Origin of the sequence: Peribacillus sp. NPDC094092 (assembly GCF_050279365.1) — a bacterium.
Lineage (GTDB): Bacteria > Bacillota > Bacilli > Bacillales > DSM-1321 > Peribacillus.
Window position 1 is genome coordinate 217,302 of the sequence record NZ_JBNNUC010000002.1, and the last position, 16,075, is coordinate 233,376.

Here is a 16,075-nt window from a genome sequence, read left to right on the forward strand (position 1 = left end):
AGTGAAGGAATGCCGGATGGATTCAAATTACCCATCCGGTTCCTTAAACCAAAAAGGGGAGATAAGAAAATGGCGAGAGAATTAGTGCAGAAGCAGCATCAGCAGATCATTGAAGATCACATCGACCTTCATTCCAAATTATATATCGAAACGAGTCAAGCCATTCATGCCAAACCCGAAATTGGGAATCAAGAATTCTTCGCTTCGGATACATTAACAGGAATCCTTCTAAATGAAGGATTTGAAGTGACCCGCAATATAGCCGGACATGAAACAGGATTCATCGCCAAAAAAACCTCTTCTAAGAAAGGCCCCACCATTGCCTTTTTAGCTGAGTATGATGCATTGCCGGGTCTAGGTCATGCTTGCGGCCATAATATCATCGGCACAACAAGTGTTGCAGCAGGCATTTCCTTGGCTCAAGTGCTGGAGGAAACCGGCGGAGAGGTGATTGTTTTCGGAACACCGGCTGAAGAGGGCGGGCCGAATGGAAGCGCGAAAGGCAGCTTTGTGAAGCACGGTCTATTTGATGGGGTGGATGCGGCCATCCTTATCCATCCAGCCGGAAAAACAGGTGTCACAAGTCCGTTTTTGGCAGTCGATCCACTTGATTTTCACTTTTATGGGAAGTCGGCACATGCAGCAGCTGCACCTGAAAAAGGCGTGAATGCACTTGACGCGGTGATTCAGCTGTTCAACGGCATTAATGCTTTGCGCCAGCAGCTCCCGGCCGAGGTCAAAATTCACGGAATCATCACAAATGGCGGGGAAGCGCCTAACATCATTCCTGAATATGCTTCTGCCAGGTTTTACATTAGGGCAACAACATGGAAACTTTGCCAAGAAGTATCCAATAAAATACGTGCTGTTGCCGAAGGTGCAGCACTCGCAACGGGAAGTACCGTAAAAGTTGACCGTTTCCAAAATGAAGTACTCGATTTTGTCATTAATTCAGTCCTGGATGAACTGTTAAAAGAAGAACTGGCTCAATTAGGGGAAGCGGTGGCTCCTCGAAAAGAGAGTGGCTTTGGCTCGACGGATGCTGGTAATGTAAGCCATGTAGTGCCCACAGCACATCCTTATATAAAAATTGGCCATGATGAGCTGATTGCCCATACGAATGAATTCCGCGACTGTGCCAAATCTCCTGCTGGAAACAAAGCCATCCTGACCGGGGCAAAAGCCCTTGCGCTTACAGGGTATAAATTGATTTCGGATCAAGACCTGTTGGATAAAGTGAAAGCGGCATTTCATGAAGCGAAGCAAAAATAATGAGATGCAGGAAAAAAATGTTGACTGCGGATCACAGAGTTAGTATTATTAAACTAATAATACCGAGTAATTAAATAGGAATTATGGGTTAATTGACCGGAAAACCGGAGACTTTTCTTTCATGTAAAGAGGTGTCTCCGGTTTTTTGTGAATGGGCAAGTCGAAAGATTCTCTTTCAAACATCCTATAAAGGGGGATTTATCATGGGGATATTATTACGTAAAGCCATTGAGAAAAAAAGAAATTTCCTGATCAACAAGTTGATTAACAGGGGAGTGTATAAAAAGAATGACATCCATCTTTTTGAATTAACCTTAACCGATTTAGAGAATGAATATATTAAAATAACGAAAATCGAAGAGAAGGAATCCGATGATCATTCCCCCTGTCTGAGGATACATCATTTCATATAATGTCAAAATAAAAGGAGAGGGTGAAATGAAGAAGGGCGTGGAAGAAAGACGTAAGGCATTGATTTATAAACTTATGATCCATACCGTAAATATGAGTGTGGAACAGCTGATGAAGTTAACCTTGAAAGAATTGGAAATAGAATATAAAAAGGTTCAAAATGACTGTCATCCCCATAGTGATGCGGGTTCGATACAATGGATCAATGCAAAACGGCAATAGGGTGAATGTGGGACCTCAATTCATCATAAAAAATTTCATCATTTTGCTAACGGCTTTCTCTGCTGATTCTGCATGATAGTTTGAATTATAAGGGTCACTGAATCCGTGTTTTCCTCTGAATTTATGAAATTCGACATTCTTTATTTCCAAAGCTGAAAGTAACTCGTCCACATTAAATGATGGCTCTTCTAGTGGGAAAAATAGCAATGCAGGGCATTGTGGCGCTAATTCTGCATAATTCCTAATACGTGAACCATAGTAACCAACTATTCCATCGACGCATTCTTCCTCACTGCACAGCCAAGCTACAGTTGCCCCTGCACTGAATCCAAGGATGAAAATCTTTTGGTATACATCTTTTATATCCGATAATATTTCCTTTATTTTTTGGATAGCGCCTGTGAAACCCACGTTCTCCATAAAATGCCGATAAGCAGCTTCCTCTTGGGAATAATCAAAAGGCGCCTCACGTTCTAACAGATCCGGACAGATCACATCATACCCCTGTTTTGATATGGACTCGCAAAAACCGTGAATATGTTGGTTCAGTCCATATATTTCGTGAATGACAATGATGACAGTATCGGAATTTTTCTCAATGTGCAGCATGTTTACCCTCCTCTAACTTAGCAATTGCAAATCATAAGTACATGACCATCAGGGTCTTGAAAGTTAAAATATGCAAAGTCTCCAATTCGCTCTATTTCTTTAACAATAGATATGTGATTCCCCTTAATGAATTTATAGGCTTCGTCTATATCCTTTACGTAAAAATTAAACAATACATTGTTGGATGGTTGAAATTTAAAACCAGGATCAAATGTATGGTCATCTAACGTTAATCCAGTTTCATATGTTATAGGAATATTGTAAACCGGCGATTCTACAGAATCACTATTATGAGGAATGCCAAGGAGATTACAATACCATCCAGCCGATTTCTTTAAATCTTTAACATGAATGAAAACATTGTTAACTCTAGGGTGAATAGGAGAATTTATTGATTTCATACTTTTTCCACCTTTCATTGAACCTTACCTAAGAATTCAACGAATCTCCATAAAAACCTTTTTTAAGCGTTAAATAGACTTACAAATTCAACAGCTGCACAGAAACGTCCATTTTTTTAATGAGTGTCAGCCTTAGAAAGACTGCCTTGAGGCAGCCCTGATCGTTAGCTATGTTCCAGATGCGTAGTACTATTTAAAAATCTTATAAGTTTGTATGGATGATCCGTATACTCAAGAAGATGTATTCCTGTATTATGAGAATTGAACCACACATCATCAATTGCGGGTGGTAATTGAAGAAAGCTTTCAATTATTTTAGTAATCATCCCTCCATGGGATATGATAGCAATTCGTTTATAATTTGCACTGTTTTCCCTAATGTAAGAAAGTACACTTTGAGCTCGTAATCTAAAATCTAAATTATTTTCCTTATCCTGCATCTCTCGTAAATCTTCCAAGAATGTTACGGGACATTTAATAGCAGTTGATAAAGTTTCGGCAGTTTTACTAGCCCGAAGCAAGGTGCTTGACCATATGAATTCAGGTGGAAACTCTTCGGATACACGTCTGCACATTTTTTCTACTTGTTCTAGCCCTTTTATAGTTAGGGGTAAATCAGTAGTTCCTTCATAATCTTCTTCTAGAAAATCGTCTTCTGACTCACCATGCCGAATTATGAGTATCTGCAAGATATCACCTCTATATTGTTTATTTATCCCAATTAATAATTCTATTCAACTTTCATAAAACCTTTAAAAGAATGGAGCTAATAGTTATTTCTCCATTAAAGTTTATTAGATCGTATGCTTTTGACAAGTAAACTTCCACACTCCATGAAGCTGAGTGAAGGGTCTTGAACCAGCATTACAACCACGTGACAAAAATGTAAGATAATGGAGTTGATTGTTAGGAAGAACGATGGAGATTTACAACCTTTCTCTTTAATATGTAAGAAAAAGAGGAAGGTTGGGTATGAAAGATGGATTTTTATGAGCTGAATATCAATGTATTTAGAATGATCAATGACTTAGGGAAACAATACGCTTATTTAAACCCTTCTGCCATTTTCATTGCCGAGTACATGGTTTTTTTCTTCGCTTTAGCTGTCATCGTAATATGGTTCACCCGGAATGAACAGAGCAGAATGATGGTTGTTTGCGGGATGATTGCATTTGTAATAGCTGAAATGATGGGGAAAATGGCAGGGCAATTGCATTCGAACAATCAGCCATTTGCTGAATTGACCCATGTTAATAAGTTAATCGAAAAAGCGGTGGATAATTCATTTCCAAGTGACCATACCATTTTGTTTTTCTCGTTTTGTGTGTCCTTTTGGCTTTTCAAAAGAGGATGGTGGATGTTATGGATCATGCTGGCTTTCCTGGTTGGCATTTCCCGTATTTGGGTAGGTGTCCACTTTCCGGCGGATGTGCTGGCAGGAGCTGTCCTGAGCACCATTTCAAGCTTGGCGGTTTACCATGTTGTTCCTAAAATAAGCTTGATTCATAAATTATTAGGGAGTTATGAGAAGTATGAACAAATGATTCTATCCCCGTTAACTAAATCGAAGGAAAGAAAAGCAAAGGATTTGTAAGTGGAATCAAAAAAAACAGGGTTGCTTAGGCAGCTTTTTGGTTGAACGAAGTGCGTTGTGGTATATACAAAAATACCCAATGATGATATTGGATGGTAAAATGAAGTGAAAGCAAACCATTGAAATGGGGGAATTAATATTGATTGATATCCAAGAAATCAAAGACATAATCAGGCATCGCTATCCATTTCTTTTAGTTGATAGAGTACTGGAATTGGAGGAAGGAAAGAGGGCGGTGGCCATTAAAAATGTCACGGCAAATGAAGAGTTTTTTACTGGGCACTTTCCAAATTACCCAGTGATGCCAGGTGTTTTGATCGTGGAGGCTTTAGCGCAGGTTAGTGCTGTTGTTATGCTTACAAAAGAAGAAAATAAAGGACGGATCGGGCTTTTGGCTGGAATCGATGGATGCCGTTTTAAAAAGCAGGTAAGGCCTGGGGACCAATTACGTTTAGAAGTAGAGATTACTCGCTTGAAAGGTCCTATCGGTAAAGGAAAAGGAAGGGCTGTTGTCGATGGAGAAACTGTATGCGAGACAGAGCTCATATTTGCTTTTGGTGATTGATCTATCATATGCAACAACGTAAAAAAAGCCTGGTGCCGTACATAATAGATATTTTTATCAAACACGTGTATATCATGTTCCTGATGAATGGGGTCATCAGCCGACGGGTGGAGGAGATGAAGAGGGGCTGACATTCCATTTCTGCTGGATTTCATCCGAACATGAAGTGCAGCTTATTGAAGGGCATGGAGATTATTTAAACCTGATATTCAATGAACCCTGTGCAGCGGTTTAACACAACCGGCCAAGATCATGATTGATCTTGGCCGGTTGTTTTTATGATCAGGTTTGTTTTTCGGTGATGAAAGTTTTTACAGTTGGCGGTTCATATGTATTCAATTGATCAAGAAGTCCATTTGGTTCAACATCTACGAGCGCCATGGAACGGAATTTTTCATGCAGGAACTGTTCGTCGGCCATATGATTGAATAAAGCGACCAAAGGATCATAATAGTGATTGATATTTAAGAGTCCGCAAGGTTTTTGATGAAGACCAAGCTGAGCCCAAGTGAAAATCTCAAAGAATTCTTCCAATGTTCCTGGCCCGCCTGGCAAGGCGACGAACCCATCTGCAAGCTCAGCCATTTTTGCTTTTCTTTCATGCATGGATTCCACGACGATCAGTTCGGTTAAGTTCTTATGTGCGATTTCCTTTTTTTCTAGAAAATCCGGCATGACTCCAATTACATTTCCGCCTGCTTCCAGAACGGAGTCTGCAACTGCACCCATGAGTCCTACGCTTGAGCCTCCGTAGACAAGGGTAATATTACGTTTTGCCAGTTCCGCACCCAGTTTTTTAGCCTCTTCTACATAGACAGCAGATGCACCTTTGCTTGATCCACAAAATACAGCTAGACTTTTCAAAATATCACATCTCCCATTTAGTAATCTTCCTTTCTTATCATACAAAATTCATGAAGATTTGTTAAACTTGAATTAACTGACTCACGGGTAAATAGCGTGAATTCACGAGTAAAACAGCACACGGCCATGTGGTTAATTAATGATAAAGGGGTCACTTTGAATCATGTTTACGTATACGGTTTGTTTTGTAAAGAGGAATGATGAACTGCTCATGCTTAACCGGGAGAAAGCTCCTATTATGGGGGTTTGGAACGGGGTGGGGGGCAAAATCGAGAAAGGTGAAACGCCTGATATAGGTGCACGGCGTGAGGTGTTTGAGGAAACGGGCATAGAGGTAGGGCCCTTTTTTTCTAAAGGAACGGTAACCTGGGAAACTCCAGATGGTGAATTGGATGGAATATATGTGTATTTGTATATGGTGGATGAGGATTTAATATATGAAACACCGAAAAAAACGCGGGAAGGCATTCTTGATTGGAAGTCCATTGATTGGATCCTTCATCCGCTTAATCTTGGAATTGCCGAGATGGTCGCGCAGTATTTGCCGGTTTTATTGAAAAAGGAAGGAAACCATGCATTCACTTACAAAGATGGCCAGACATATATTTCTTGAAACCAGCCTTACTTAAAAAGGGATACTGCCTGCCTAGTATCCCTTTCGATCTATTAAAGTTCGTTCTCGAAGATCGTACCCTTTTTGAATCTTGAACCCTTAAAAGTGAACTTCATCAGAACAATATAGGCAATGCCTGCCACGACGACGCCGATGATCCAGGCCAGCTCTACTTTTATAAAGGCAGCGCCGGCGCCGATAAGCATGGCGAGCAGCGCGCATGGATTATATCCTGCGAATGGCCCGTCTTCTCTGTACAAATCGGCGACATTCATTTTTTGTTTTCTTAATATATAATATTCGACTAATAATATCGAAACGATCGGACCTAAAAACGCGGAGTAAACCAGAATGAACACTCCAAGGCCCTTCGCGGAAGAATCCTGCACAAGCACCCAAGGGAATGAGCAAAAAGCAAGAATTCCGGTTATGATAACGGCAACCTTATATTTCAACTTTGTAAGCAAAGTAATGACATATGTCGGCGGAATAATATTGGCAACCATATTTACCGCAATTGCACCTATAACGATAAATGCAGAAACACCTACCGTGATATAAGGATTATCCACCACAATGGCAAACGCCTTAACGGGATTGGAAATGCCGGTAGCGGAAGCGAGCATTACACCGATTGTCAGTACGAAGCCGTATGCCAGTAAAATGGGCGAAAAGTACAGAAACCCCCGTTTTGCATCACTTATGCCAGACTTAAGCTCTCTTGAATAGTCTCCTGCGCTTAAAAAGATAGCCGCATAATTTCCTAAAAACATCATGATGAAAGCAAAGAACGGCAAGCCCCATGAGCCTTCAGCGTGCACCCATTTTTCCGCGATGATCTCGCTATGTGATGTAAGAAGAATGCCAAATACATAGACTAGCGCAAGCATGATAACGATGGATGCAAGCATTTCCACCCATTTGATGGCATGGAAGCCATACAGCGAAAGTGCAATTTGCAACAATTGAATCGCGATAAAGCAAATGACGGCATTATCAAAAGCACCACCCGTAATGACCTTCACGATTTCATTTAAAGCGGTGCCGCCGATCCAACTTTGAAAACCGTACCAGATGATGGCCGGAATTCCGCGTAAAAGTGATGATATGATGGAGCCTTTCATCCCGAAAGACATTCTGAGCTGAACAACATAGGGAATGCCTGTCCTATATCCAATCCTGTCATTTAAAGCGAAAATCACGGAAATGATGGCGATGGCAATGGCAGCTGCGGCAAATGTCTGAATGATGTTCAACGTTGCGGTTCCCGCTACGACCAAGCTGGCCCCCAGTGTCATATTTCCTAAATTGACGCCGTCCCCGATCCACATAAATGTATAGGATATCGGGCCAACCGTCCTATCTTCTTTTGACCTCGGCTTCAGGGATTCATCCAAATCCGCATTATTGTGGAACTCCGCCTCTTCTAAAGTTTGACTTTCTAGATATGTAGACAATTTACACTCAACTCCCATTCATAATGTTATATGATATATCTAACGGTGTTATAAAAACTAACATGGGAAAAGTATACAGGTTTCATATTCAGGAATCATTAGAAGAAGTGTGAAATTTCAGATTTTATTTTGTACTTTTTAACTAAAGGAATAACAAAAAGGAGAGGGATATATTTCTCTCTCTCCGCGTTATTTATAGTAGGATTAATTAGAAATTTTTTTGGAACCATACATGTAGTTATTCAGTAAAACAGTTGTTAAGTAATCCCCCTAATAAGAGTTTTATTAAAGCCAGTCGGCTTTATATTGCAGAAAAGTGGGTTGGTGATTGAAGGAATCTCCATTTTCTGCACAATCAAGAGGTGTTAACTGGTATGCTTAAATAAAAAATAGTACTTAAGGGGAATATTTTTGAAAATAATTAAACTCATCTTAGTCATAATCGTACTTGCATTATCAATCTATCAATTAATTACTGGGAATTTCAAGTTGATGCCGTATTCTATGTTGTTCTTGGGCGCACTTATGTTAGTAACGGGATTAGCCGAATTTCAAAAAGGTAGAAAAGGAGGATTTTTGGGGTGCGTTGTTGTCTCATTGTTCCTTTTCTTTGTTTCCATACAGGGTTTCGTTTAGAACGAACAGGTGCTTTACTTCAATAATTAAGTCAGTGAATCACCCTTTTTGTTACGCAATTAAAGGGAGATTTTGTTAAAATTAATAGTTGATGAATGTATAAATGGGAGGTTGGATGTGGAAATGAAGATCGTGGAACTGCCCATTGAATTTGAATTCAATGGTCAAAAAAACTACATTAATCCTAGCTTGATCATAAGGAAGAATGAACTGACTTTGGTCGATACAGGGTATCCTGATTTTTTACCTTTAATTGAATATGAAATTTTAAAGAATGGTTATGAATTGAAGAATTTAAAGAATATAATCATTACCCATTATGATATTGATCATATAGGTTCCTTATTTGATTTCAAGGAAAAGTATCCTTTGATTAACATTATAGCCAGTGAAGTGGAATCGAAATTTATTAGTGGTGACATGAAGTCGGAGAGATTGGTTCAAGCCGAAGGAATGCTAGAAAATATGCCGAATCAAGAAATCGAATTCGGTAAATGGTTCATACAGCAATTAAAGAAATTGAAGCATGTTTCCATTGATGAAAAGGTGCATGATGGTGATTTGATTTTAGATGATGAATGCAGGGTAGTAGCAACACCGGGGCATACTTCAGGGCATATATCATTATATTTTCCAAGTTTGAATAGTGTAATAACGGGTGATGCCGCTGTAAAAGAGAATCGTGAATTGGGCATTGCCAATCCACAATTTTGTTTAAATGTCGAGGAAGCAGAACAGTCTTTAAAGAAGATTAAAGATCTTAAAGCTGAACATTACTATTGTTATCATGGTGGGACATTCCCTTCATGAGGATACAATTTGATTTCCACTCCAGGCACTCGCTTTCCGCGGGCGGTCAGGAAACCTCCTCGGCGCTTGCCTTTGGTGAGGCTCGGTTTGAGTCAGTTGAGATACTGTTTCAATATGTCTAATCCAATTTTTAGCTCATCAAATGAGTTGGTCGAAGATAGTGCAATACGCAGGTGCATATCAGGGGTGGTCTGCCCGCTTTGAAAACGATTGGAATGAAAGACTCGAATACCGCGCCTTTTCAGATCCGTTTCCAGCTGTAATGCATCGTTATGTCCTTGAATGGGAAGCCAACGATAAAGACTGAGAGGATGTCCAACATCCTGTCTTAAAGGAAAATATTCCGAATAAATGTCATTTGCTGTCTTTGCAAGCTGTTTCTTTTGAGAAACAATTTCATGAGCCTTTCCGGATAGGATAAGCTCTGTGATAACCTCTGCATCAAAAGAAGAGGTCTTTACATTTATGTTGAAAATGGCCTGGGAAATTTTCTCGCGCAATGCATCCCCATAGACCATATAGGCAACCCTTAACCCAGAACATATTGACTTAGAGGTGCCGCAAATATAAACGCACTGTTCTGGGAGCAAGCGGTACATAGGCTGCCGGTAATCGGAGATAATGCCTGCCGTCAGAAATGCATGGATATCATCCTCGATCAAAATTAAACGATGCTTACGGATGACCGCTGCTATTTCTTGCTTTCGGATATCTGACATCATGATTGTGGTTGGATTGTTGCAAGAGGGCATCAGAAAAATGCCGTTAATATTTATTTGGGAACACTGCTTTTCAAGTTCATCTGGCAGCATTCCGGACTGGTCTCCGGGAATGGGCACTAACTTAATATGGAACATCTTTGCCAACTCGATGAAGTTTGAATAGGTGTATAAGTCGGTCGCAATTCTATTACCAGGCTCAAACAATGCAGCCAAGGCAATTGCCAATGCATTTTGGGCACCGGAAACGATTGCCATATGCTCTTGATCCGCGTGAATGCCGAAAGATTCCATCCAATTTAGGGCTGCTGTTTTTTGATGTGGAATACCAGTCGGATCGTTGTAATTCAGCAGCTGCTCCAAATAACTTTTGTTCACGGTTTTTTGAATGGTTTCCGATACAATATCATTGGTCTGCTCAAAAGAAGCCACAAAACCAAGATCAATGCTGTTTGCCGTTTTATCCGCGGAGATGGTTATAGAACGAGTGGCATTGGGAGCCACAAAGGTTCCGCTTCCCGTAACGGCATATATTAATCCCTTTACCTCGCATATTTTGTAGGAACGGGTAATCGTGGTGAAGTTCAAATCAAGAAAATCTGCCAATTCTCGTTGCGGAGGCAGCTTTGTGCCAGGTGCTAAAAAACCATTTGTTATATCTTGTTCAAGTAATGATGCAAGAGATTTATAAAAAGGACGCTTTAATGCTTTCTTATCAGGTTTCCAGGACATTGGATAATTGTCGAATGAATTTACTGGCATACTTCACCTCTGCAATCTTAGTCCATACAATCATAACATTTTTTGTATGGAATTCTAATCATGAACGAGATGATTTATTTCATGAATATCTATTGGTACCCCCCATTTTGATGAAATGGGGGTTATTTTATTTTAATTGTAATCCATACAATTAACTTGTTTTTTGTACGGATTTTGTATGTTAAGTTTAAATAAATTTAGCCATCAGGATGTGAAATATATGAAAAAAAGAACGCAAATGCTAACTGCATTTCGTGCAGCCTTTCCGTACACAGTACCCATTTTTGCAGGCTTTTTATTTTTAGGCATCGCTTATGGAATCTTTATGAATTCATTGGGTTTCAGTGCGATTTACCCAATATTGATGAGTCTAACAATATTTGCAGGATCAATGGAGTTTATTGCAGCCAATTTATTGCTTGTCGCATTCAATCCGATTAACGCCCTTTTTCTAACTTTAATGGTGAATGCACGGCATTTATTTTATGGCATTTCCATGCTGGATAAATACAGGGGAACAGGGAAAAAAAAGCTGTATCTGATTTTTGGGCTTTGCGATGAGTCTTTTTCCATCAATTGTACCGTTGATGTTCCGAAAGATGCAGACAAAGGCTGGTTCATGTTCTTCGTCACATTGCTCAATCATTCCTATTGGGTGATAGGAGCGGCGATTGGGGGCATTTTTGGATCCCTTGTCAAATTCAACACAGAAGGACTCGATTTTGTAATGACGGCGCTTTTTGTAGTCATTTTCATTGAACAGTGGATGAAAGAGAAAAACCATCATAGTGCTCTCGCAGGGCTTGGGCTGTCAGTGGTCTGTCTTATTATTTTTGGCGGAAGCAATTTCATCATCCCTGCCATGTTTTCAATTTTGGGGGTGCTCACCTTATTAAGGAAGCCATTAGAGAAAGTTGAGGTGAGAACGATATGACAATGACTTTAACACAGCAAATCATTACAATAGCAATGGTTGTTCTTGGCACGATGCTTACAAGGTTTCTTCCATTCATCGTTTTCCCATCAGGTAAACCTACCCCGAAGTATGTACAGTATCTCGGTAAAATACTGCCATCCGCTGTAATTGGGCTTTTGGTCATTTACTGTTTAAAGGATGTGAGCTTACAATCCGGAAGTCACGGCATCCCTGAATTCATGGCGATAGCGGTAGTTGCCCTGCTTCACATTTGGAAGAAAATGATGCTTCTCTCCATAGCGGGGGGGACGATTGTCTACATGATGCTGGTTCAATTGGTTTTTTAAATGGATAATAATCAGCAAAGCCAATTCACGTCAAAGTTACTGATATCAATTGTATTGGAAGGGGCAGGTAATAGTGAAGATGAAAATTGATGAATATCAAATTTATGAAAAACACTATGAACAAATTCATGAGCAAGTGAAAAACGACCCGTATGCTAAATCGTTAGGTATCCAGTTAACCAAATTCGAGGCAGGTACTGCAGAAGCGACGTTAGAAGTGCAAAGGCATATGGTAAATGCATATGGAACTGTTCACGGTGCGGTTATTTATGCTATAGCAGATCATGCTTTTTCCGTAGCCTGTAATGCCTATGGCAAAACATCATTAGGACTCTCGACAACCATCCAGTTTATTGAATCAGCTAAACCCGGAGACAAGATAGTAGCCCGTGCAACGGAAATTAAGCGAAACTATCGGACAGGATTTTATCGAATAGACGTCTTTCATGGGGAAAACCTGATTGCGACCATGGAGGCAGTGTCATACCGTAAGGATCATTATTTTATTGAACTTGATGAACAAGATTAAGCAGTTTGATAGTTAGTGTTCAAAGCTGTCCTCAAGACAGCTTTTTCTTATGGGGCTATAATATATTTGAACGTTCCTGGAATTTGTTATGGTAAACTACTAGTGACTTTGTAAAAAAAGGGGTATTGTACCAAATCCTTTACATCGCTTTTATTTTTCGAGAAAATAAAGGTACAATTAATACTTATTTAGCTTAAGGATTATAGATTATAAAAGATAATGAGGTAGGAAAAAATGATTGCAAAAACAGAAGAAGATTTTAATGGTTTAAAGGAAATTGGCAAAATTGTTGCTTCGATTAGAGATGAATTGGTGCAAAGAACAGTTCCGGGGATAACGACCAAAGAACTTGATGATGCAGCTGGAGAACTTTTAGAAAAGGCGGGGGCAGTTTCAGCTCCAAAAGGTGAATATGATTTTCCGGGCTTTACTTGCATTAGTACGAATGAAGAAGTGGCACATGGTATTCCGGGTCAACGGGTTATTCGTGAAGGCGATCTAGTGAATATAGATGTATCTGCTTCAAAGAACGGTTATTTCGCAGATACAGGAATCTCATTTGTAGTAGGGGAGGGAGAAGAAGTATTAACGAGATTATGCGACGTTACTAAAAAGGCATTTGAAGCAGGTCTTAAGAAAGCAAAACCTGGTTCCAAAAAAAGCAGAATCGGAAAAGCAGTATTCGAAACAGCGAGACAGCATGGATTCACTGTTATCAAAAACCTTACAGGACATGGTGTTGGACGTGGAATACACGAAGCACCCGACCATATTTGTAATTATAATGATCCATGGGATAATGAACTATTAAAGGAAGGGATGGTTATCGCATTCGAACCATTCATCTCAACCTTTGAAGAAGAAGTATTCCAAAAAGAAGACGGTTGGACCTATGCTACAGAAAAAAGCTATGTAGCTCAATTGGAACATACGATTATCCTTACTAAAAATGGTCCGATTATTGTCACACTTTAATTCAATTTTCGATCGGTGAACGTTAAGGGAGTTGCTTTAGCAACTCTTTTTCTTATGCAGGGCAGCATTCCTGCAGTCTACAGAATAGTTTTTTTAGGAAAATTCGAACGTTGATTGGAACGTAGGGTACGCACTTTCCCCGCAGGAGTCACGAACCTTCCATTCCAATCAACTTTGTTTTAACAGGTAGATAGAATTCCATTTGATTTCAGTATTTTATTTTATATCCACGTACTACTTCTGTTTCTCTAACGCTAATTTCAACCCTTTTTGATAATATTGCTTCATCATTTCTTCAGGAACCATGCTTCCGCCAGTCCCCCAAATAATGTGTGTACCATTACTCATCTTTTCCGTTAAATCATGCTTCAGTAAATAATCGATGCCCTCATTGCATAATTTACTTGGTCCTATCATGCCTGCTAGTGCGGAAGGTTCTAAATGAATCCCCTCTGTATCAACCAGTTCTTTTAGCCATTTATATAACTGTTCATCGCTAACCGTATAATTGCCGCTTAAAAAGGGTTCCATCGTTTTACCGACAAAGCCAGATGGCCTTCCAACAGCAAGCCCATCCGCGTCTGTCACATTATCGATGCCAACATCTTGTACAGAAACTTTATCATGGAGTCCGGTCATTAATCCGAGTAGCATGCATGGCGAGTGGGTAGGTTCTGCAAAGAAACAGTGAATATGGTCTTGATACAATAATTTCAACCCAAAAGCTACGCCTCCTGGACCGCCGCCCACTCCACATGGAAGGTAAACAAACAAAGGATGATTTTCATCTACTGTTATCTCTAGTTCTTCCAATTGTTTCTTTAAACGGGATGCAGCCACTGCATATCCTAAAAATAAGTCGTGAGAATTTTCATCATCCACAAAATAACAGGTTGGGTCACTATCCGCTTGGATTCGGCCTTCCTCTACAGCTTTACTATAATCAGCTTCATATTCAATGACATTGACATTTTTGCTTCTAAGCAAGTCTTTTTTCCACTGTTTTGCATCGGCTGACATATGAACGGAAACATTAAAACCTAACTTTGCACTGATGATGCCGATACTAAGTCCTAAATTTCCAGTCGAGCCTACTGCGATTGAATACTTTGAGAAAAGGGTCCGGAACCTATCACTATCTAAAATCGAATAATCATCTTGAATGGTTAACAATTGATGTTGGAAAGCTAATTCTTCCGCATGTTTGAGAATTTCATAAATCCCGCCTCTTGCTTTAATGGATCCTGATATAGGAAGATGACTATCACATTTTAGTAATAATTCTCCTAATATAGGTTGTTGATGATCCTGTTCCAAGGATTGTTTCATGGCAGAAATTCTCACTAAAGGAGACTCTATGATACCGTTCGTTCCTTTTGTTTCAGGGAAAACCTTGGCGATATATGGAGCGAAACGTTTCAACCTTTCCTCTGCATCTCTAACATCTTCTTGAGTAAGGGGGGATTTTTTAATTCCGGTTTGAAATTTTTCGGCATTTGGATTGAGCCAAAATACTTCATCCGTCGAAATGAGCTTCTTTAATAAAGGGTATTTGTCTTTCCATGATTGTAATTCTTTGCTTTCCATCTCTTTCATTGGGACCCTCCTCATTTTCTTGTAACAAATTGTTTGGTGAATTATAATTAAATAAAATTTAATACAGTTTAACACACAATCATCTCGTTGTTAATTTATATTAATTTTATTTAAGTATGGTTTAATATGTCGTTAAGGAGTAACGGGTATGGAAAATATAGATATTGGCAAGAAAGTTGAAAAATATAGAAAAGTTAAAGGATTGAGTAGTAGAGAGTTAGCGAAATTAGCTGAAATTACACCATCCATGTTAAGCCAAATTGAACGGGGTTTGGCGAATCCTTCTATTCAAACCTTAAAGGTTTTAGCCAAAACCCTGAATGTTCCAACATTTAATTTTTTTATTGAAGAAACGATTACGGAGGATTTAATCGTAAGGTCCGATAAACGTAAGAAAATGATCATTGATCAATTGTCTTATGAGTTATTGTCACCTGATTTTACGGGGAATTTGGCAACAGCGATTATGAAAGTTCCTCCGAATATTTCCTCGTCAGAAAGCCCTATAGAACATAAGGGGGAGGAAGTAGCATTTATTTTGGAAGGGAAAATCAAGCTGTATTTAGGTGAAGAGGAATATATATTGGAAGCTGGTGACAGTGTGAAAATACCAGCAAATTTCAAACATAAATGGGAAAATAATTTTAGTCAGAACGCAGCCGTTTTATTTTCCGTTACCCCGCCTGCATTTTAATGAAAATATTTTTCTTTCACAATTGGACGCGATTCTTTAATGAGGATCGCTTTTCTTATGGAATTAAAGGGGCAATTCAGGTG

20 protein-coding genes are annotated in these 16,075 nt (G+C 39.4%); 13 read left to right on the forward strand and 7 right to left on the reverse strand.

Going from position 1 to position 16,075, the window contains the following annotated elements:
• The first annotated feature begins 69 nt into the window (after positions 1-69).
• The 3 genes from ACQKNS_RS09995 to ACQKNS_RS10005 all read left to right on the forward strand — a co-directional run bounded on the left by ACQKNS_RS09995 (position 70) and on the right by ACQKNS_RS10005 (position 1,905).
• A complete protein-coding gene (locus tag ACQKNS_RS09995) occupies positions 70-1,272 on the forward strand; it encodes a M20 family metallopeptidase (RefSeq protein WP_427642519.1) in 1,203 nt (400 codons plus the stop codon).
• Between the two features lie 203 nt (positions 1,273-1,475).
• A complete protein-coding gene (locus ACQKNS_RS10000; protein ID WP_427642521.1) occupies positions 1,476-1,685 on the forward strand; it encodes a Fur-regulated basic protein FbpA in 210 nt (69 codons plus the stop codon).
• A gap of 25 nt (positions 1,686-1,710) precedes the next feature.
• Positions 1,711-1,905 (forward strand): Fur-regulated basic protein FbpA, encoded by a 195-nt coding sequence (locus tag ACQKNS_RS10005; protein ID WP_427642523.1) that lies wholly within the window; start codon positions 1,711-1,713, stop codon positions 1,903-1,905.
• 15 nt (positions 1,906-1,920) lie between these two features.
• Here ACQKNS_RS10005 and ACQKNS_RS10010 read toward each other — a convergent pair whose 3' ends face one another.
• The 3 genes from ACQKNS_RS10010 to ACQKNS_RS10020 all read right to left on the reverse strand — a co-directional run bounded on the left by ACQKNS_RS10010 (position 1,921) and on the right by ACQKNS_RS10020 (position 3,604).
• Positions 1,921-2,514 carry a dienelactone hydrolase family protein gene (locus ACQKNS_RS10010; protein WP_427642525.1) on the reverse strand — a complete coding sequence of 198 codons (594 nt, stop codon included), beginning with the start codon at positions 2,512-2,514 and terminating at the stop codon, positions 1,921-1,923.
• Between the two features lie 17 nt (positions 2,515-2,531).
• Positions 2,532-2,915 (reverse strand): VOC family protein, encoded by a 384-nt coding sequence (locus tag ACQKNS_RS10015; RefSeq protein ID WP_427642527.1) that lies wholly within the window; start codon positions 2,913-2,915, stop codon positions 2,532-2,534.
• A gap of 164 nt (positions 2,916-3,079) precedes the next feature.
• Positions 3,080-3,604 carry a histidine phosphatase family protein gene (locus ACQKNS_RS10020; protein ID WP_427642529.1) on the reverse strand — a complete coding sequence of 175 codons (525 nt, stop codon included), beginning with the start codon at positions 3,602-3,604 and terminating at the stop codon, positions 3,080-3,082.
• 290 nt (positions 3,605-3,894) lie between these two features.
• On the opposite strand from ACQKNS_RS10020, the gene ACQKNS_RS10025 reads away from it, so the two are divergent.
• Both ACQKNS_RS10025 and fabZ read left to right on the forward strand, forming a co-directional pair.
• On the forward strand, positions 3,895-4,509 hold the full coding sequence (locus ACQKNS_RS10025; protein ID WP_427642531.1) for an undecaprenyl-diphosphatase: 615 nt from the start codon (positions 3,895-3,897) through the stop codon (positions 4,507-4,509).
• A 139-nt stretch (positions 4,510-4,648) separates the two neighbouring features.
• Positions 4,649-5,074: a 3-hydroxyacyl-ACP dehydratase FabZ gene (fabZ, locus tag ACQKNS_RS10030; RefSeq protein WP_427642533.1), complete on the forward strand. Its 426-nt coding sequence runs from the start codon at positions 4,649-4,651 to the stop codon at positions 5,072-5,074.
• Positions 5,075-5,356: 282 nt separating this feature from the next.
• Here fabZ and ACQKNS_RS10035 read toward each other — a convergent pair whose 3' ends face one another.
• Complete coding sequence (locus ACQKNS_RS10035) at positions 5,357-5,938, reverse strand: TIGR00730 family Rossman fold protein (RefSeq protein WP_427642535.1); 582 nt, start codon at positions 5,936-5,938, stop codon at positions 5,357-5,359.
• Positions 5,939-6,101: 163 nt separating this feature from the next.
• On the opposite strand from ACQKNS_RS10035, the gene ACQKNS_RS10040 reads away from it, so the two are divergent.
• Positions 6,102-6,551 (forward strand): NUDIX hydrolase, encoded by a 450-nt coding sequence (locus ACQKNS_RS10040; RefSeq protein WP_427642537.1) that lies wholly within the window; start codon positions 6,102-6,104, stop codon positions 6,549-6,551.
• Between the two features lie 53 nt (positions 6,552-6,604).
• Here the strand turns inward: ACQKNS_RS10040 and ACQKNS_RS10045 are convergent, their stop codons facing one another.
• Positions 6,605-8,008: an NCS1 family transporter gene (locus tag ACQKNS_RS10045; protein WP_427642539.1), complete on the reverse strand. Its 1,404-nt coding sequence runs from the start codon at positions 8,006-8,008 to the stop codon at positions 6,605-6,607.
• Positions 8,009-8,512: 504 nt separating this feature from the next.
• Between ACQKNS_RS10045 and ACQKNS_RS10050 the strand changes: the two genes are divergently transcribed.
• Together ACQKNS_RS10050 and ACQKNS_RS10055 are read left to right on the forward strand one after the other, a co-directional pair.
• Complete coding sequence (locus ACQKNS_RS10050) at positions 8,513-8,644, forward strand: DUF3953 domain-containing protein (RefSeq protein ID WP_427644151.1); 132 nt, start codon at positions 8,513-8,515, stop codon at positions 8,642-8,644.
• 123 nt (positions 8,645-8,767) lie between these two features.
• A complete protein-coding gene (locus ACQKNS_RS10055) occupies positions 8,768-9,454 on the forward strand; it encodes an MBL fold metallo-hydrolase (protein WP_427644153.1) in 687 nt (228 codons plus the stop codon).
• A gap of 92 nt (positions 9,455-9,546) precedes the next feature.
• Here the strand turns inward: ACQKNS_RS10055 and ACQKNS_RS10060 are convergent, their stop codons facing one another.
• A complete protein-coding gene (locus tag ACQKNS_RS10060; RefSeq protein WP_427642541.1) occupies positions 9,547-10,935 on the reverse strand; it encodes a PLP-dependent aminotransferase family protein in 1,389 nt (462 codons plus the stop codon).
• Positions 10,936-11,113: 178 nt separating this feature from the next.
• Here ACQKNS_RS10060 and azlC point away from each other — a divergent pair, with 178 nt between their 5' ends.
• From azlC to map, 4 genes are all read left to right on the forward strand, one after another.
• A complete protein-coding gene (gene azlC, locus ACQKNS_RS10065) occupies positions 11,114-11,869 on the forward strand; it encodes an azaleucine resistance protein AzlC (protein WP_427642543.1) in 756 nt (251 codons plus the stop codon).
• Entirely contained in the window at positions 11,866-12,198 is a 333-nt protein-coding gene (locus ACQKNS_RS10070) for a branched-chain amino acid transporter permease (protein WP_427642545.1), read from the forward strand. The genes azlC and ACQKNS_RS10070 overlap by 4 nt, the downstream gene beginning before the upstream one ends.
• A 79-nt stretch (positions 12,199-12,277) precedes the next feature.
• The gene (locus ACQKNS_RS10075; RefSeq protein WP_427644155.1) at positions 12,278-12,727 is read left to right on the forward strand and encodes a PaaI family thioesterase; all 450 of its coding nucleotides are present in this window, start codon (positions 12,278-12,280) and stop codon (positions 12,725-12,727) included.
• A 234-nt stretch (positions 12,728-12,961) separates the two neighbouring features.
• The gene (gene map / locus ACQKNS_RS10080; RefSeq protein WP_427642547.1) at positions 12,962-13,702 is read left to right on the forward strand and encodes a type I methionyl aminopeptidase; all 741 of its coding nucleotides are present in this window, start codon (positions 12,962-12,964) and stop codon (positions 13,700-13,702) included.
• Positions 13,703-13,936: 234 nt separating this feature from the next.
• On the opposite strand, the gene ACQKNS_RS10085 is transcribed toward map, so the two are convergent.
• Complete coding sequence (locus tag ACQKNS_RS10085; RefSeq protein ID WP_427642548.1) at positions 13,937-15,298, reverse strand: D-serine ammonia-lyase; 1,362 nt, start codon at positions 15,296-15,298, stop codon at positions 13,937-13,939.
• Between the two features lie 148 nt (positions 15,299-15,446).
• Between ACQKNS_RS10085 and ACQKNS_RS10090 the strand changes: the two genes are divergently transcribed.
• Entirely contained in the window at positions 15,447-15,992 is a 546-nt protein-coding gene (locus tag ACQKNS_RS10090; RefSeq protein WP_427642550.1) for a cupin domain-containing protein, read from the forward strand.
• Positions 15,993-16,075: the final 83 nt, after the last annotated feature.